15 protein-coding genes are annotated in these 13,301 nt (G+C 66.2%); 5 read left to right on the forward strand and 10 right to left on the reverse strand.

All coding sequences use genetic code 11. From position 1 onward, the window contains the following. The first annotated feature begins 124 nt into the window (after positions 1 to 124). The 3 genes from ACXAGF_RS11185 to ACXAGF_RS11195 all read left to right on the forward strand — a co-directional run bounded on the left by ACXAGF_RS11185 (position 125) and on the right by ACXAGF_RS11195 (position 2,432). Positions 125 to 1,543: an alanine/glycine:cation symporter family protein gene (locus ACXAGF_RS11185; RefSeq protein WP_475017022.1), complete on the forward strand. Its 1,419-nt coding sequence runs from the start codon at positions 125 to 127 to the stop codon at positions 1,541 to 1,543. A gap of 119 nt (positions 1,544 to 1,662) precedes the next feature. Beyond that, positions 1,663 to 2,076: an SRPBCC family protein gene (locus ACXAGF_RS11190; protein WP_475017024.1), complete on the forward strand. Its 414-nt coding sequence runs from the start codon at positions 1,663 to 1,665 to the stop codon at positions 2,074 to 2,076. Continuing rightward, entirely contained in the window at positions 2,076 to 2,432 is a 357-nt protein-coding gene (locus tag ACXAGF_RS11195) for a VOC family protein (RefSeq protein ID WP_475017025.1), read from the forward strand. The genes ACXAGF_RS11190 and ACXAGF_RS11195 overlap by 1 nt, the downstream gene beginning before the upstream one ends. A 62-nt stretch (positions 2,433 to 2,494) precedes the next feature. Here the strand turns inward: ACXAGF_RS11195 and ccoP are convergent, their stop codons facing one another. The 4 genes from ccoP to ccoN are packed head-to-tail and all read right to left on the reverse strand — an operon-like array spanning position 2,495 to position 5,903. After that, a complete protein-coding gene (gene ccoP / locus ACXAGF_RS11200; protein ID WP_475017026.1) occupies positions 2,495 to 3,358 on the reverse strand; it encodes a cytochrome-c oxidase, cbb3-type subunit III in 864 nt (287 codons plus the stop codon). 4 nt (positions 3,359 to 3,362) lie between these two features. Continuing rightward, positions 3,363 to 3,515, reverse strand: coding sequence for a cbb3-type cytochrome c oxidase subunit 3 (locus ACXAGF_RS11205; protein ID WP_475017027.1), 153 nt, complete (start codon positions 3,513 to 3,515; stop codon positions 3,363 to 3,365). Between the two features lie 11 nt (positions 3,516 to 3,526). Continuing rightward, on the reverse strand, positions 3,527 to 4,258 hold the full coding sequence (gene ccoO / locus ACXAGF_RS11210) for a cytochrome-c oxidase, cbb3-type subunit II (RefSeq protein WP_475017029.1): 732 nt from the start codon (positions 4,256 to 4,258) through the stop codon (positions 3,527 to 3,529). Positions 4,259 to 4,268: 10 nt separating this feature from the next. After that, complete coding sequence (ccoN, locus tag ACXAGF_RS11215) at positions 4,269 to 5,903, reverse strand: cytochrome-c oxidase, cbb3-type subunit I (RefSeq protein ID WP_475017031.1); 1,635 nt, start codon at positions 5,901 to 5,903, stop codon at positions 4,269 to 4,271. A 174-nt stretch (positions 5,904 to 6,077) separates the two neighbouring features. On the opposite strand from ccoN, the gene ACXAGF_RS11220 reads away from it, so the two are divergent. Then, positions 6,078 to 6,569 (forward strand): hemerythrin domain-containing protein, encoded by a 492-nt coding sequence (locus ACXAGF_RS11220; RefSeq protein WP_475017033.1) that lies wholly within the window; start codon positions 6,078 to 6,080, stop codon positions 6,567 to 6,569. A 27-nt stretch (positions 6,570 to 6,596) separates the two neighbouring features. On the opposite strand, the gene ACXAGF_RS11225 is transcribed toward ACXAGF_RS11220, so the two are convergent. The 6 genes from ACXAGF_RS11225 to ACXAGF_RS11250 all read right to left on the reverse strand — a co-directional run bounded on the left by ACXAGF_RS11225 (position 6,597) and on the right by ACXAGF_RS11250 (position 12,186). Next, entirely contained in the window at positions 6,597 to 7,550 is a 954-nt protein-coding gene (locus ACXAGF_RS11225) for a lipid A biosynthesis lauroyl acyltransferase (RefSeq protein ID WP_475017036.1), read from the reverse strand. After that, positions 7,547 to 8,575, reverse strand: a complete 1,029-nt coding sequence (locus ACXAGF_RS11230) for a zinc-binding dehydrogenase (RefSeq protein ID WP_475017037.1) — start codon at positions 8,573 to 8,575, stop codon at positions 7,547 to 7,549. The genes ACXAGF_RS11225 and ACXAGF_RS11230 overlap by 4 nt, the downstream gene beginning before the upstream one ends. 239 nt (positions 8,576 to 8,814) lie before the next feature. Further along, positions 8,815 to 10,101, reverse strand: a complete 1,287-nt coding sequence (locus ACXAGF_RS11235) for a beta-ketoacyl-ACP synthase (RefSeq protein ID WP_475017039.1) — start codon at positions 10,099 to 10,101, stop codon at positions 8,815 to 8,817. A gap of 8 nt (positions 10,102 to 10,109) precedes the next feature. After that, positions 10,110 to 11,312, reverse strand: a complete 1,203-nt coding sequence (locus tag ACXAGF_RS11240; protein ID WP_475017041.1) for a beta-ketoacyl-ACP synthase — start codon at positions 11,310 to 11,312, stop codon at positions 10,110 to 10,112. Continuing rightward, entirely contained in the window at positions 11,309 to 11,791 is a 483-nt protein-coding gene (locus tag ACXAGF_RS11245; protein ID WP_475017043.1) for a 3-hydroxyacyl-ACP dehydratase FabZ family protein, read from the reverse strand. The genes ACXAGF_RS11240 and ACXAGF_RS11245 overlap by 4 nt, the downstream gene beginning before the upstream one ends. A 116-nt stretch (positions 11,792 to 11,907) precedes the next feature. Continuing rightward, complete coding sequence (locus tag ACXAGF_RS11250) at positions 11,908 to 12,186, reverse strand: acyl carrier protein (protein ID WP_475017045.1); 279 nt, start codon at positions 12,184 to 12,186, stop codon at positions 11,908 to 11,910. A 384-nt stretch (positions 12,187 to 12,570) separates the two neighbouring features. Between ACXAGF_RS11250 and ACXAGF_RS11255 the strand changes: the two genes are divergently transcribed. Then, on the forward strand, positions 12,571 to 13,296 hold the full coding sequence (locus ACXAGF_RS11255) for a Crp/Fnr family transcriptional regulator (RefSeq protein ID WP_475017046.1): 726 nt from the start codon (positions 12,571 to 12,573) through the stop codon (positions 13,294 to 13,296). The last annotated feature ends 5 nt before the right edge of the window (positions 13,297 to 13,301 follow it).

Below are 13,301 nucleotides of genomic sequence, written 5' to 3' on the forward strand. Positions count from 1 at the left end.
CGTTGATCTGTGTCAAGTTTGGCCCTAACTCCCTCGGGAAGCGGCCGTGGCGCGATGACGCAGCCGACAACGACCATATGCTGTCGCGACGGGTGGCAAGCCAGCCAGGAAAGGGGATAGGACCATGGATGCGATCATCAGTTTCCTCAACACGATCTTCTGGGGCTATGTCCTGATCTACGGCCTGCTTGCGGTCGGTCTCTATTTCACCTTCCGGCTCGGTTTCCTGCAGTTTCGCCATTTTCCGGAAATGTTCCGCGTCATCAGGAGCAGCGAGAGGGAGGACAAGGCCGGCATCAGCCCGTTCCAGGCGCTGACGGTCAGCCTCGCCTCGCGGGTCGGTACCGGCAACCTCGCCGGCGTCGCCGTCGCCCTCTACCTCGGCGGCCCGGGGGCCACGTTCTGGATGTGGATGGTGGCCCTGGTGGGCATGGCGACGGCCTATGCCGAGAGTGCGCTGGCGCAGCTCTACAAGACCAGGAACGAAGAAGGCCAGTATCGCGGCGGGCCGGCCTTCTACATCGCCCACGGGCTGGGCGCCCCCTGGGCCGGCGCGATCTTCTCCGTCTGCCTCATCCTCTCCTTCGGCCTGATCTTCAACGCCGTCCAGGCCAATTCGATCGCCGATGCGATGCAGGGCGCCTTCGGCGTGCCGAAGATCGCGGTCGGCCTGGTCGTCGCGGCGATCACCGGCGCGGTCATCTTCGGCGGCATCAGGCAGATCGCGCGGGTGGCCGAGGTGGTCGTGCCGTTCATGGCCGTCGCCTATCTGCTGATGGCCGTCTGGGTGCTGGTCGCCAACGCCTCGCTGGTCCCCGGCGTGATCGGAACGATCGTCGCAAGCGCCTTCGGCTGGCACGAGGCGGCCGGCGGCATCACCGGTGGCATCGCCGCCGCCATGCTCAACGGCGTCAAGCGCGGCCTCTTCTCCAACGAGGCCGGCATGGGCTCGGCGCCCAACATTGCCGCCGTCGCCACGCCCGATCCGCACCACCCCTCCTCGCAGGGCTTCGTCCAGGCGCTCGGGGTGTTCATCGACACGATCCTCATCTGCACCGCGACCTCGGTGATGATCCTGCTGTCCGGCGCGCTCGTCCCCGAAAGCGGCGTCACGGGCACGCAGCTGACACAGGCGGCGATGAGCGCCCACATCGGCGGCGCGGGCTCCTCCTTCATCGCGATTGCGATCTTCTTCTTCGCCTTCACGTCGATCATCGGCAACTATTCCTACGCCGAGAACGCCCTCACCTTCCTCGGTGCCGGCAACCGCACCGGTCTGACGATCATGCGGGTCGCGGTGCTGTTGATGGTCGTCTGGGGCGCCTACGAGAGCATCGCCACGGTGTTCGATGCCGCCGACGCGTCAATGGGACTGATGGCGACGATCAACCTGATTGCGATCCTGCTTCTGTCCGGAACGGTCGCCAAGCTGACGAAGGACTATTTCGACCAGCGCAAGGCCGGCCGCGTGCCGACCTTCCACGCCGCCGACTACCCCGAACTGCGCGGCAAGATCGACGGGACCATCTGGACACGCGACTGATTGCGCCCTGCGGGGCGCCGCCCCCTGCCCCGGTCACGCGGCCGGCGGCCCCGTGTTCACTTTTTGTTCGACATCTTTCCGGTTCGTCCCTATGCTTCGGGCGAACCGGAGGAAACCTCATGCCGACCATGCCCGCCCGCGTCGTCCATCGCACCGTCCGCCGTCCCTGGCGCGAGGTCTACGCCTTCGCCTCCGATCCGCGGAAAATGCCGCTTTGGGCATCCGGCCTCGCCGCCGGGCTGACGCAGGACGGCGAGGAGTGGATTGCCGACGGCGGCCCGATCGGCCCGGTGCGCGTCCGCTTTGCGCCACCGAACGGTTTCGGCGTGATCGACCACATCGTGACGATGCCCGACGGCGTCCGGGTGGAGAATGCCCTGCGCATCGTGCCGAACGGCGACGGGGCCGAGGTGATGTTCACCCTGTATCGCCTGCCCGGGATGGACGAAAGCGCGTTCGAGGCCGACGCCGCGCATGTCGCGCGCGACCTTGAGGCACTCAAAGGCTTGATGGAACAGGAGGGAGTGACGTAATGGCAACGTCAGGCAAGGACCGCAAGATCGACTATATCGAACTCAACGTCGGCGACATTGCCCGCAGCAAGGCATTCTATGGCGGCGCATTCGGCTGGACCTTCACGGACTATGGCCCGGACTACTGCGAATTCCAGGATGGCCGTCTGACCGGCGGCTTCACGACGCTGGCGCCGGTGAACGCGGCCGGCGGGCCGCTGGTGATCCTCTTTGCCGACGACCTCGAAGGCGCGGCCGCCGGCGTCGAGACGGCCGGCGGCAGGATCGTCAAGCCAATCTTCTCGTTCCCGGGCGGGCGGCGCTTCCACTTCGCCGACCCGGATGGATACGAGCTGGCGGTCTGGTCCGATCTTTAGGTGCTCGTCGGAGCGGCCGGAGCACGGACCCCGACCGCGACGGCGCCAATGCCCGGCCGGCGCTATTCGCCGCCGCCCAGCGCATGCACGAACACCGCGAGCTGCTTGACGGTCGGCTCGCCGAGCCGCGGCAGCCAGGCCGGCATCACGCCATGTCGCGGCGCGCGGATCTGGCTCGCGATCGCCGCCTCGGTGTCGCCCTTCAGCCAGATGGCGTCGGCCAGGTTGGGAGCCCCCATCTCGCGGTTGCCCCGCGCATCGTCGCCGTGGCACGAGGCACAGTTGTCGCCGAAGAGCTGTTTTCCGGGCGCGACCATGGCGAGGTCCGCGGGCGTGCCGGTGAGGCTGACCACATAGGCCGCCACCTGCCTGGTCTCCTCCGGCTGCAGCATGTCGGCAAAGGCCGGCATTTCGGAGACATGCGCGTCGGGATCGCCCTCGAAGCGGATGCCGTGCGCGATCGACTGGTAGATCGCCTCGATGCTGCCGCCCCAGACCCAGTCGCCGTCGTTCAGGTTGGGAAAGCCCGGCGAGCCCGCCGCACCCGATCCGTGGCACTGCGCGCAGTTGACCTTGAAGGCGGAGGCGCCGCCGGCGACGGCGAACTGCCGCAGTTCCGGATCGGCGAGGATGCCCTCGAGCGGCGTCGATGCGATCCGCTCGACATGGACCGTCTGCGCCGTGCGCGCCGCCTCGAGGTCCTTGGCCACCTCGGCGCGGCTCGAATAGCCGAGCATGCCGCGCGTGGCATCCGACAGCATCGGCCAGGCCGGATAGGCGATGGTATAGGCCAGTCCCCAGGCGATCGTGGCGTAGAAGGTCCAGACCCACCAGCGCGGCATCGGGTTGTTCAGTTCGCGGATGCCGTCCCACTCATGGCCGGTGGTCTCGACGCCCGAGATGTCGTCAATGTGCTTGTCAGCCACGGTATCAGTCCTCCTTGAGGGGGATTTCGGCGGCGTTCTCGGCGGCCTTCCGCGCGCCGGGACGCAAGGTGAAGAGGACGACGGCGACGAAGAAGATCGTCATGGCGAGCAGTCCCCAGCTGTCGGCGAAGTGCCGCAGGGTGGTGTAGGTCTCCATCGGCGCCCTCCTCAGCGGTAGCCACTGGCGTCGTCGTAGGTGGAGAAATCCACCAGCGTGCCGAGCATCTGCAGGTAGGCAACGAGCGCGTCCATCTCGGTCAGCTGCTGCGGGTCGCCGTCGAAGTCGCCGGTCTTGGCCTTGGGGTAGCGCTCGAGGAGGCTGGAAGTGTCCGCCTCGGGATCGGCTTGCGCCTTGAGGTCCGCCGCGGCGTTGTCGAGCATGACGTCGTCGTAGGGAACGCCGACCGCGCGGTTTGCCCGCAGGTGCATGGTCACGTCGGAGACCTTCAGCGGCGTTTCCTTGAGAAAGGCGTAGCTCGGCATGATCGATTCCGGCACGACCGAGCGCGGCTCGATCAGGTGCTGCACGTGCCACTCGTTGGAGTAGCGGTCGCCGACGCGGGCCAGGTCCGGCCCGGTGCGCTTCGAGCCCCACTGGAACGGATGGTCGTACATGCTTTCGGCGGCGAGCGAATAGTGGCCGTAGCGCTCGACCTCGTCGCGGAACGGCCGGATCATCTGGCTGTGGCAGACATAGCAGCCCTCGCGGACATAAATGTCGCGGCCGGCGAGCTCCAGCGGCGTGTAGGGCCGCATCCCCTCTACCTTCTCGATGGTGTTCTCGAGATAGAACAGCGGGGCGATCTCGACGATGCCGCCGACCGTGACGACCAGCAGCGAGCCGACCAGAAGCAGCGTGGCGTTGCGCTCGATGAGGACGTGTTTTTCCAGGATTGACATGATCGTGCTCCTATTCGGCGGGCTGCAGGACGGGTGCGGCGCCGGGGATCGCCTCTTCGTCGCGCTGATAGCCCAGGATGGTCATGGTGATGTTGAAGGCCATCAGCAGCGCGCCCGCGAGGAACAGGGCGCCGCCCGCGGCGCGCAGCACGTAGTAGGGGATCATCGCGGCCACCGTTTCGGCGAAGGAGTAGACGAGGAAGCCCTGTTCGTCGTACTCTCGCCACATCAGCCCCTGCTGGATGCCGGCAACCCACATGACGGCGGCGTAGATGACGATGCCGAGGGTCGCGAGCCAGAAGTGCCAGTTGACCATGCGGACCGAATAGAGGCGGTCGCGGTTCCACAGCTTCGGCACCATGTAGTAGAGCGCGCCGAAGGTGATCAGCCCGTTCCAGCCGAGCGCACCGGAATGCACGTGGCCGATGGTCCAGTCGGTGTAGTGGCTGAGCGAGTTGACGGCCTTGATCGACATCATCGGCCCCTCGAAGGTGGCCATGCCGTAGAAGGCGACGGCCATCACCATCATGCGGATGAGCGGATCGGTGCGGATCTTGTCCCAGGCGCCCGAGAGCGTCATCAGGCCGTTGATCATGCCGCCCCAGGACGGCATCCACAGGATGATCGAAAACACCATGCCGAGCGTCTGCGCCCAGTCGGGCAGCGCGGTGTAGTGCAGGTGGTGCGGCCCGGCCCAGATGTAGAGGAAGATCAGCGCCCAGAAGTGGATGATCGAGAGGCGGTAGGAATAGACCGGCCGGTTGGCCTGCTTCGGGATGAAATAGTACATCATGCCGAGGAAGCCTGCGGTGAGAAAGAAGCCGACCGCATTGTGGCCGTACCACCATTGCGTCAGCGCATCCTGCACGCCGGCAAAGGCCGAGTAGCTCTTGGCGCCGAGGAACGACACCGGCACCGACAGGTTGTTGACGACGTGCAGCATCGCGATGGTGACGATGAAGGACAGGTAAAACCAGTTCGCCACGTAGATGTGCGGTTCCTTGCGCGTCAGGATCGTGCCGAGGAAGGCGACGAGATAGGCGACCCAGACGACGGTCAGCCACAGGTCGACATACCATTCCGGCTCGGCGTACTCCCGCCCCTGCGTGATGCCGAGCAGGTAGCCGGTAGCCGCCATGACGATGAACAGCTGGTAGCCCCAGAACACGAACCAGCCGAGATCGCCGCCGAACAGCCGCGCTCGCGAGGTGCGCTGGACGATGTAGAAGGAGGTCGTGATCAGCGCGTTGCCGCCGAAGGCGAAAATGACGGCGGACGTGTGCAGCGGACGCATGCGCCCGAAGTTGAACCACGGCTCGATGTTGAGGTCGGGATAGGCGAGCTGCAGCGCGACGACGACGCCGACCAGAAAGCCGACCACGCCCCAGAACATGGTTGCGATGACGCCGTACTTGACCACCTCGTCGAAGTAGGGGCCAGGTTCGGCCCTCGCCGGCGACCGCCCGCCGGGCACGGGATACGGCGCGAACGAGACGCGCCGCAGCATGACCACGGTGCCGGCCAGCAGCGCGAAGAACAGGACCCCCATATGGGCCTGGAACAGGTTGTCGTGCGCGAAGGCCGCGCCGAGCAGCGCGAGAAACGCGCCGACGGCCACGAGGCCGATTTCGAAACCAGATTTCATCGTTGGCATCCCCAACTCAAAGTTGCATGCCGGACATCTTCCCCGAATCCGGGCCCGACACTCGCGACACTGCTCGCAGATGCCCGGCCGGCGGGCCTTGATACAGATCAACGCATGGCGGCGCCGGCGCGGGCATCAATGACATCGGGAATGATCAGAAGAGGAAGGAAGCCGATGCCGCTGGTGAATCGGGAAAATGACAGGGTCGATCGCCTTCTTTCCGACATGCCCCGCGACAGCGTGTCGCTGGACTGGCTGGCGGGCGCCCATCGCGAGCAGCTGCTTCTGTGCGACGCGCTGGAGGAGATCGCCGACAGCCTGCCCGACCGCGTGAACCGGCAGAAGTGCATCTATGCCGCGAAGATGCTGGGCCCGCTGATCCACGGCCTGCACCGCTACGAGGAGCAGGTGCTGTTTCCCTATCTCGCGGCCAGGGCGGCCGGCGACGGGGCGCTCGGCAGGACGCTCGACCGGCTGAAGTTCGAGCACTGCGAGGACGAATGCTACGCCGAGGAACTGGTCGATACCCTGCTGGCGCTGGGGAGCGGCACCACCGTGGTCAACGCGGAAGCGGCGGGCTACATGCTGCGGGGATTCTTCGAATCCATCCGCCGGCACATCGCATTCGAGCGCGAGCACCTTATCGGCGGCGCCGATCTCTGCTGACGCGACCCGACGCCTGGCTGCGGCGAGCTAGCGCTTCTTCGCCCTCAGCTTCTTCTTGATCGCCCAGCGGTCATGATACCAAAGCCACTGGCCGGGATACTCCCGCACCCACTGCTCGACCTTGTCGTTGAGCTTCTGCGCCGTCGCCTCGACGTCGACCGCCCCGTCGGCCCGCCGGGGGATCTCCATCGCCGGCTCCAGCTCCAGCCGGAATCGGTTGCCGGGAAGGCGGATGCACCGGGCCGGGAAGACCTCGCAGTCGAACTGGCGAACGAGCTTTGCGAGCAGCGGATTGGTGCGGACCGGCTGGCCGAAGAAGGTCGTGGGCAGCCCCTTCTTGTACTTTTGGTCGACGAGCACCCCGACCGGATGGCCGGCATCGAGCTTGCGCGCCAGCGTGAACGACGAGCCCGCGTGCGACGGCACGAGGTTGCCCATGCGCGCGCGGCGAAACTCGAACACCTTCTCGGCCACGTAGGGATTGTTCGGCGGCCGGAACAGCACGGTGACGTCGAGACCGAAGGCCGCCCCGGCGACCGGCAGCATCTCGAAATTGCCGGTGTGGCCGGTGAACACGATGAACGGGCGCTGGTTGTAGCGCAGGTCGACGAACAGCGGGATGCCCGAGACCTCGACCCGGCCGATCTTGTCGCTGAAGGGATCGAAGTCGAACAGCTGGTCGAGGAAGACGTACTCCGCCGCCATCCTCCCCATGTTGCCCCAGCTTTCCATCGCGATCTCGACCAGCTCGGTCTCAGACTTTTCCGGAAAGGCGTTGCGCAGGTTCGTCAGCATCAGCGTGTGGCGGCCTGTCTTCGGCCCGATCCACCGCACGAAACGGTCGGCGAAGTTCATCGCCGCGTCGGCCGGGAGGAGCTTCAGGACGTTCAGGAGGCCGAAGACGAGCTGCGCAACCAGCCACTGGTCGAAGTTGCGCAGCGCCAGCACGACGCGGGTGATGACCTTGCGCACGGGGATCAATCCAGCCGCAGCACGATCTTGCCGAAGATCTGGCGCGATTCCATCCGCTCCAGCGCAGTCGCGATGCCGTCGAAGGTCACCTCGGTGTCGATCACCGGATGCACGATCCCGCGCGCCATCTTCTGCATGGCGTTGGCCATGTTCTCCATCCGGCAGCCGAAGGAGCCGAGCAGCTTCAGCTGCTGCTGAAACAGCATCATCAGATTGACGTCCGTTGAGACACCGGAGGTCGAACCGCAGGTGACGAGGCGCCCGCCGCGCTTCAGGCACAGCATCGAGCCTGCCCAGGTGTCCTTGCCGACATGCTCGAACACGACGTCGACGCCCTTCTTCTTCGTCAGCTTGCGCACCACGCCCTCGAAGCGGTCCTCGCGGTAGTTGATCACGTGATCGGCGCCGAGCGCCTTGGCCTTCTCGATCTTGTCGTTCGAGCCGACGGTCGTGATCACCGTGCAGCCGATCTTCTTGGCGAGCTGGATCGCGGCGGTGCCGATTCCCGAGCCGCCGGCATGGACCAGGATCGTCTCGCCCGACTCCAGCCTGGCATTGTCGAACAGCATGTGCTCGACGGTGCCGAAGGTGACGGGGGCGAGCGCCGCGGCGACCGCATCGACGCCCGGAGGCGCGGGCACGAGCTGGCGCGCCGGGATGTTGATCTTTTCCTGCGCAAAGCCGTCGAGATGGAAGCCGTGGACGCCGCCGACATGTTCGCAGAGGTTGTCGCGCCCCTCGCGGCAGGGCTTGCACAGGCCGCAGGTGCGCGCGCCATAGACGGAGACGAGTTGGCCCGGCAGGACATTGGCCACGCCCGGGCCGATCTGGTCGACGACGCCGGACGCCTCGGCGCCGATCACGAGCGGCATCTTGCGCTTGGCGAACGCCATGCCGCGCCAGCCCCAGACGTCGATGTGGTTGAGCGCCACCGCCTTGACCCGCAGCGTCACCTCGCCCGGCCCCGGGGCCGGCGGTTCGGCGATGTCGGTCAGTTCGAGCTTGCGGTCGTCGAGAAGCTGGAGTGCGCGCATGATCCTGTTCCTTGCCGCGCCGGCGGCATCTGTTCGGTTGGAGCGGTCGTGGACGGAAGGATCTCGTCCCGACGCGAAGGCCGACGCCCACCGCGGGCGCCGCGCCGTATTCGGCCCGATGCTCTAGCGCATGACCTGCAAAAGCGGAACTGTTTTCCGCAGACCGGGCGTCCGGAAGTTGAACGCTGCGGGCAGATGTGGCGCTGAAACCAGCGCCCCGTCCGCCCCGCGTCCGTCGATCAGGCTGGTTCCGCCGTCATCACTAGGCTGGCGTTCTGCCCCCCGAAGCCGAAGGAGTTCGAAAGCACGGCCTTGACCTGCTTGTCGCGCTTCACGTTCGGCACCACGTCGAGCACGATGCCGGGATCCGGGTTCTGGTAATTGATGGTCGGCGGCAGCGTGCCGGTCAGCATGGTCTGGATCGAGAACACCGCCTCGATCGCGCCGGCCGCCGTCAGCGTGTGGCCGATCATCGACTTGTTGGAGGAAACCGGGATCCTCGCCAGTCCCTCGCCGAAGACCGTCGACATGGACAGGTATTCCATCTTGTCGTTTTCCGGGGTCGAGGTGCCGTGCGCGTTGATGTAGCCGATCTCGGTCTCGGCAAGGCCCGCATCGGCCAGCGCCGCGCGGATCGTCGCGATCGCCGGTCCGCCGTCGGGCGAGGAGCGGGTGCGGTGGAAGTGGTCCGCCTTTTCGCCGCACCCCTTCATGATGCCGAGTACGCGCGCGCCGCGCGCCAGCGCCGCTTCCAGCGATTCGAGCACCAGCGTGGCCGCCCCTTCGGCGATCACGAAACCGTCGCGGTCCTTGGTGAACGGCTTCGAAGCCTTCTGCGGCGGGTCGTTCTGCGTCGACAGCGCCGACAGCAGCGAGAACCGGATGAGCGCCTCGGCGGTGACCGAGCCGTCCGTCCCCACCGTCAGCGCCCGCTCGGTTCGCCCCTGGCGGATCGCCTCGACGCCGAGCTGGATCGCGGTCGCGCCCGAGGCGCAGGCCGTGGACAGCGTCACCGGCAGGCCGCGCGTGCCGAAACGGTCGGCGAGCCGCTCGGAGATCGCGCCGAACAGCCACGCCTCGTACAGCGCCGGGTCGGCCTTTTCGCGCAGCACCGTCATGAACCGGTCGTAGGCATCGCCGGGCTGGGTCGACGGCGGGGCCCGCTCGGCCAGCGCAAAGCGCGAACTCCATTCCGGCTCGATCGGTGGCGCGGCGAGGAACAGCGGCCCGTTGAAGTCGCCGGACAGGCCGGCCTGGGCCAGCGCTTCCTCGGTTGTCTCCCGAGCATAGAGGTAGGAGCGCTCCACCGGGTTTTCGGCTGGAAGCTCGACAAAGTCGACCGTGCCGGCGATCCGGGTGCTGAGCCCGTCGACCGGGAAGCGCGTGATGCCGTGAATGCCGGACACCCCGCCGGAAAGGGCGGACCAGTTGTCCTGCAGCCCCTGGCCGAGCGAGGTGATGACGCCCATGCCGGTGACGGCGACGATCGGACGCCCGAGATGATCCCTGTAGGCTGGCTTGCTCATGCCCGTCCTCACTTTGCTTTTTTCAGCACGGCAACGCCCTCGCCGCGCATGTGGCCGACGGTCGTGACAATGGCGGTTTCCGCCGCGCCGGACATGGGTTGCTCGGCGTCCGGATCGAAGGCCGGGACCGCCGCCCCGCTCGACAGTGCGAGCGCCGCGAACGCCAGGCCGAGCGGAAACTGCGTCTCCAGCGCATGGCCGGCGACGCCGCTGTAGCCGCGCACCGGAACACCGGGGAATCGGGCCTCGAGCCACGCCTTCTCGCGGCCGGTCACCTCATGCATGCCGGATGCACCAGAGAACAGCACCGCCTTTGCGGCATCGGGCTCGATCCCGTCCACCAGCCGATTGAGCCGACGCTCCAGCAGCCCGTCCTCGCGCCGGCCGCGGTCGCCGCCGATCGCGTCGATCGTTGCATAGATGCGGGCGCCGCGGGCCTCGGCGTGCTCGCGCGATTCCAGCACCAGGAACGCGCCGACCGAGCCGGTGACCACGCCGCCACCCGCGTCCGCATCGCGCGACCAGAGCGGCGTCCAGCTTCCGGTCGCATGGGCCTGGATCGCCTCGTAGAGCAGGATCACGTCCGGCCGCTCGGCGACGAAGGCGCCGCCGACCAGCGTGTGCGTCGACTGGCCGGCGCCAATGCGCGCGAACGCCGTCTCGATGGCGCTGATGCCGGCCCCCTCCTCGCCCATGAAGGTCCGCGACGATCCGGTAACCTTGTGCACGATCGAGATGTTGCCGGCCATCAGGTTCGACAGCTGGGCGAGAAACAGGGTCGGGCGCAGTTCGGTGGTGAGTTTCTCGTTCAGCAGCCGTTCGCGGTCGTTCCGTTTCAGGCCCTCGTCCACGATCAGCGAATCGACGTTGAGGTCACGTTCGCCGCCCCCGCAGGAGACGATCATGTCCATGGTGCCGCAGGCTTCGACATCGTCTTTCAAGCCGGCATCGTCCAGCGCGAGCCCGGCGGCGAAGACGCCGAGGCGCTGCCAGTTCTCCATCTGCCGCTGGTCGCCGCGCTTGGCGATCTGCTGCGACCAGTCGATCGCCGGCATCGGATGGACCGGATAGGGCGCGAAGCGCTCCGTCTCGATCTTCAGTTCGGGCGCGGCAGCCGCGCCCAGAAGGGCGACATGCGGCTCGGTTCCCACCCCCTGGCAGGTGACGATCCCCACGCCGGTGATGACGACGTCGTTTGGAGCCTTCGTCATGCGTCAGTTCCTTTCGCCGCAAGAGCATTGAACAAGCCGAGTTCCTCGGCGCGCTGGCGGACGATACCGGCCAGCGGCACCTGGTCGAACGGCATGGTGCGCAGCTTCAGCTGCGCGTCGCAGATCTTCCTGCCGTCCGAAGTGATCTTCGCCTTCGTCACCGCAAACCCCGAACCGTCATGCTCGAGGAAGGCCTCGATGTCCAAGACGGCGTCGGGCTCGACGAAGGTGCGCATCTTGGCGCCATCGACGGACATCAGGAACGGCATCGCGGCGAAGTTGCTCGCGGCCAGCACGAGGAAGCCGGAAGCCTGCGCCATCGTCTCGATCAGCAGCACCCCCGGCACAAGCGGCATGCCGGGAAAATGCCCCTCGAAAACGGGGCTCTTCGAAGGCACCACGGAGCGAGCCTTGAGCGTCTTGCGCTCGGCATCGACCGATTCAACCCGGTCGATCATCTGGAAATATTCAAGCAGCATCGAGAACCCAAGCCTACGGGTACACCCGGAAAATCGAAAGGCCTGCCAGAACCCGGCAGGCCGGAAGCGCGAAGCGGTCGCGGGCGGCGCACGGCGCTGCACCCAGCGATTGGATGTCAGGCCTTGGCGGCGCGCAGCTCGTCGATCTTGGCGCAGAGGTTCTTCAGAACGAAGTATTCCTCGGTCGCCACCTTGCCTTCGTTGACATCCTGCGTCCACTGCTCGAGCGGAATCTTGATGCCGAACTCCTTGTCGATCGCAAAAACGATATCGAGAAAGTCGAGGCTGTCGATGCCGAGATCGTCAATGGTGTGGCTCTCGGGCATGATCGTCTCGCGATCGATCTCGCTGGTTTCTGCGATGATGTCGGCAACCTTGTCGAATGTAGCTGTCACGCCTGTACCTCAATGGAAACTATGGTCGCGCGATCCTATAAGTAAATGCGGCGGAAATGCCAATGGGGCACTTCTGTGGCCGCCGCGATTTGGCAACACTATGTTGCGCAAACGTCATTGCCAACAATCCAGGGTGATTTATCCGCGCTTTTGCACCTATACGGAGCATTCGGGCGATTGCGGCCCCGGGACAGGAGGCTCTCCCGACCTTGATTTTCCGCAATTTGATCTCGATCAAGTCGGCCGAGCGGTTGCACACTTAGCATTTATCAATGATCGGTCGCGGTAAATTGCCGCGAAACGACCGGCGGCGACCAATGTCGCATTGTCAGCGCCCGCGGTCTCGTACAGTTGGTGGGCGGAGTTCGAACAGGGGCGGCAGAAATGGACATGCAACGTAACGACATCCACAATTCCGACGTCCCGGTCGTATGCCGCTCCTGCGAGGCCCGGCACGGCGGCGTCTGCGGCGCCCTGACGTCGGACCAGCTCGGCGAGCTTTCCCGTCATTCGACCCGCAAGCGCCTCGACGCCGGCACGGAGGTGGTCGGCCAGGGCGAAACGGCGGGAAGCTGCGCCAACATCATGCGCGGCGTGGTGAAGCTGCTGAGGGTCATGCCCGACGGACGCCAGCAGATCGTCGGCCTCCAGTTCGCGCCCGATTTCGTCGGCCGCCCGTTCTCGCACGAAAGTCCGCACAGCGCCGAGGCGGCGACCAGCGCCGAAATCTGCCTCTTCCCGCGCCAGATTCTCGAGCGGCTGATGGCGCGTGCGCCCGATCTGGAGCATCGCCTGCACCAGCAGACGCTCAAGGAACTCGACGAGGCGCGCGACTGGATGCTGACGCTCGGCCGCAAGAGCGCCCAGGAAAAGGTCGCGAGCTTCCTGCATCTGATCGCCAGCCATCACGACCCCGAAACGGTCGACGGGACGGCCTTCGACCTGCCGCTGTCGCGCGCCGACATAGCCGACTTCCTCGGCCTGACGATCGAGACGGTCAGCCGCCAGTTCACCAAGCTGCGCAAGGACGGCGTCATCCGGATCGAGAACAACCGGCACGTTGCCGTACCGGACATCGACCGCCTGCAGCAACTGGCAGGCATCGACTGATGCCA

The sequence above is a fragment of the Mycoplana sp. ABR4_002 genome, assembly GCF_056159645.1.

Bases quoted from the DNA above. Each gene is read 5' to 3' on its own strand.
- ACXAGF_RS11185 (WP_475017022.1), top strand. From the start codon at position 125: ATGGATGCGATCATCAGTTTCCTCAACACGATCTTCTGGGGCTATGTC.
- ACXAGF_RS11190 (WP_475017024.1), top strand. From the start codon at position 1,663: ATGCCGACCATGCCCGCCCGCGTCGTCCATCGCACCGTCCGCCGTCCC.
- ACXAGF_RS11195 (WP_475017025.1), top strand. From the start codon at position 2,076: ATGGCAACGTCAGGCAAGGACCGCAAGATCGACTATATCGAACTCAAC.
- ACXAGF_RS11205 (WP_475017027.1), bottom strand. From the start codon at position 3,515: ATGGAGACCTACACCACCCTGCGGCACTTCGCCGACAGCTGGGGACTG.
- ccoO (WP_475017029.1), bottom strand. From the start codon at position 4,258: ATGTCAATCCTGGAAAAACACGTCCTCATCGAGCGCAACGCCACGCTG.
- ccoN (WP_475017031.1), bottom strand. From the start codon at position 5,903: ATGAAATCTGGTTTCGAAATCGGCCTCGTGGCCGTCGGCGCGTTTCTC.
- ACXAGF_RS11220 (WP_475017033.1), top strand. From the start codon at position 6,078: ATGCCGCTGGTGAATCGGGAAAATGACAGGGTCGATCGCCTTCTTTCC.
- ACXAGF_RS11230 (WP_475017037.1), bottom strand. From the start codon at position 8,575: ATGCGCGCACTCCAGCTTCTCGACGACCGCAAGCTCGAACTGACCGAC.
- ACXAGF_RS11235 (WP_475017039.1), bottom strand. From the start codon at position 10,101: ATGAGCAAGCCAGCCTACAGGGATCATCTCGGGCGTCCGATCGTCGCC.
- ACXAGF_RS11240 (WP_475017041.1), bottom strand. From the start codon at position 11,312: ATGACGAAGGCTCCAAACGACGTCGTCATCACCGGCGTGGGGATCGTC.
- ACXAGF_RS11245 (WP_475017043.1), bottom strand. From the start codon at position 11,791: ATGCTGCTTGAATATTTCCAGATGATCGACCGGGTTGAATCGGTCGAT.
- ACXAGF_RS11255 (WP_475017046.1), top strand. From the start codon at position 12,571: ATGGACATGCAACGTAACGACATCCACAATTCCGACGTCCCGGTCGTA.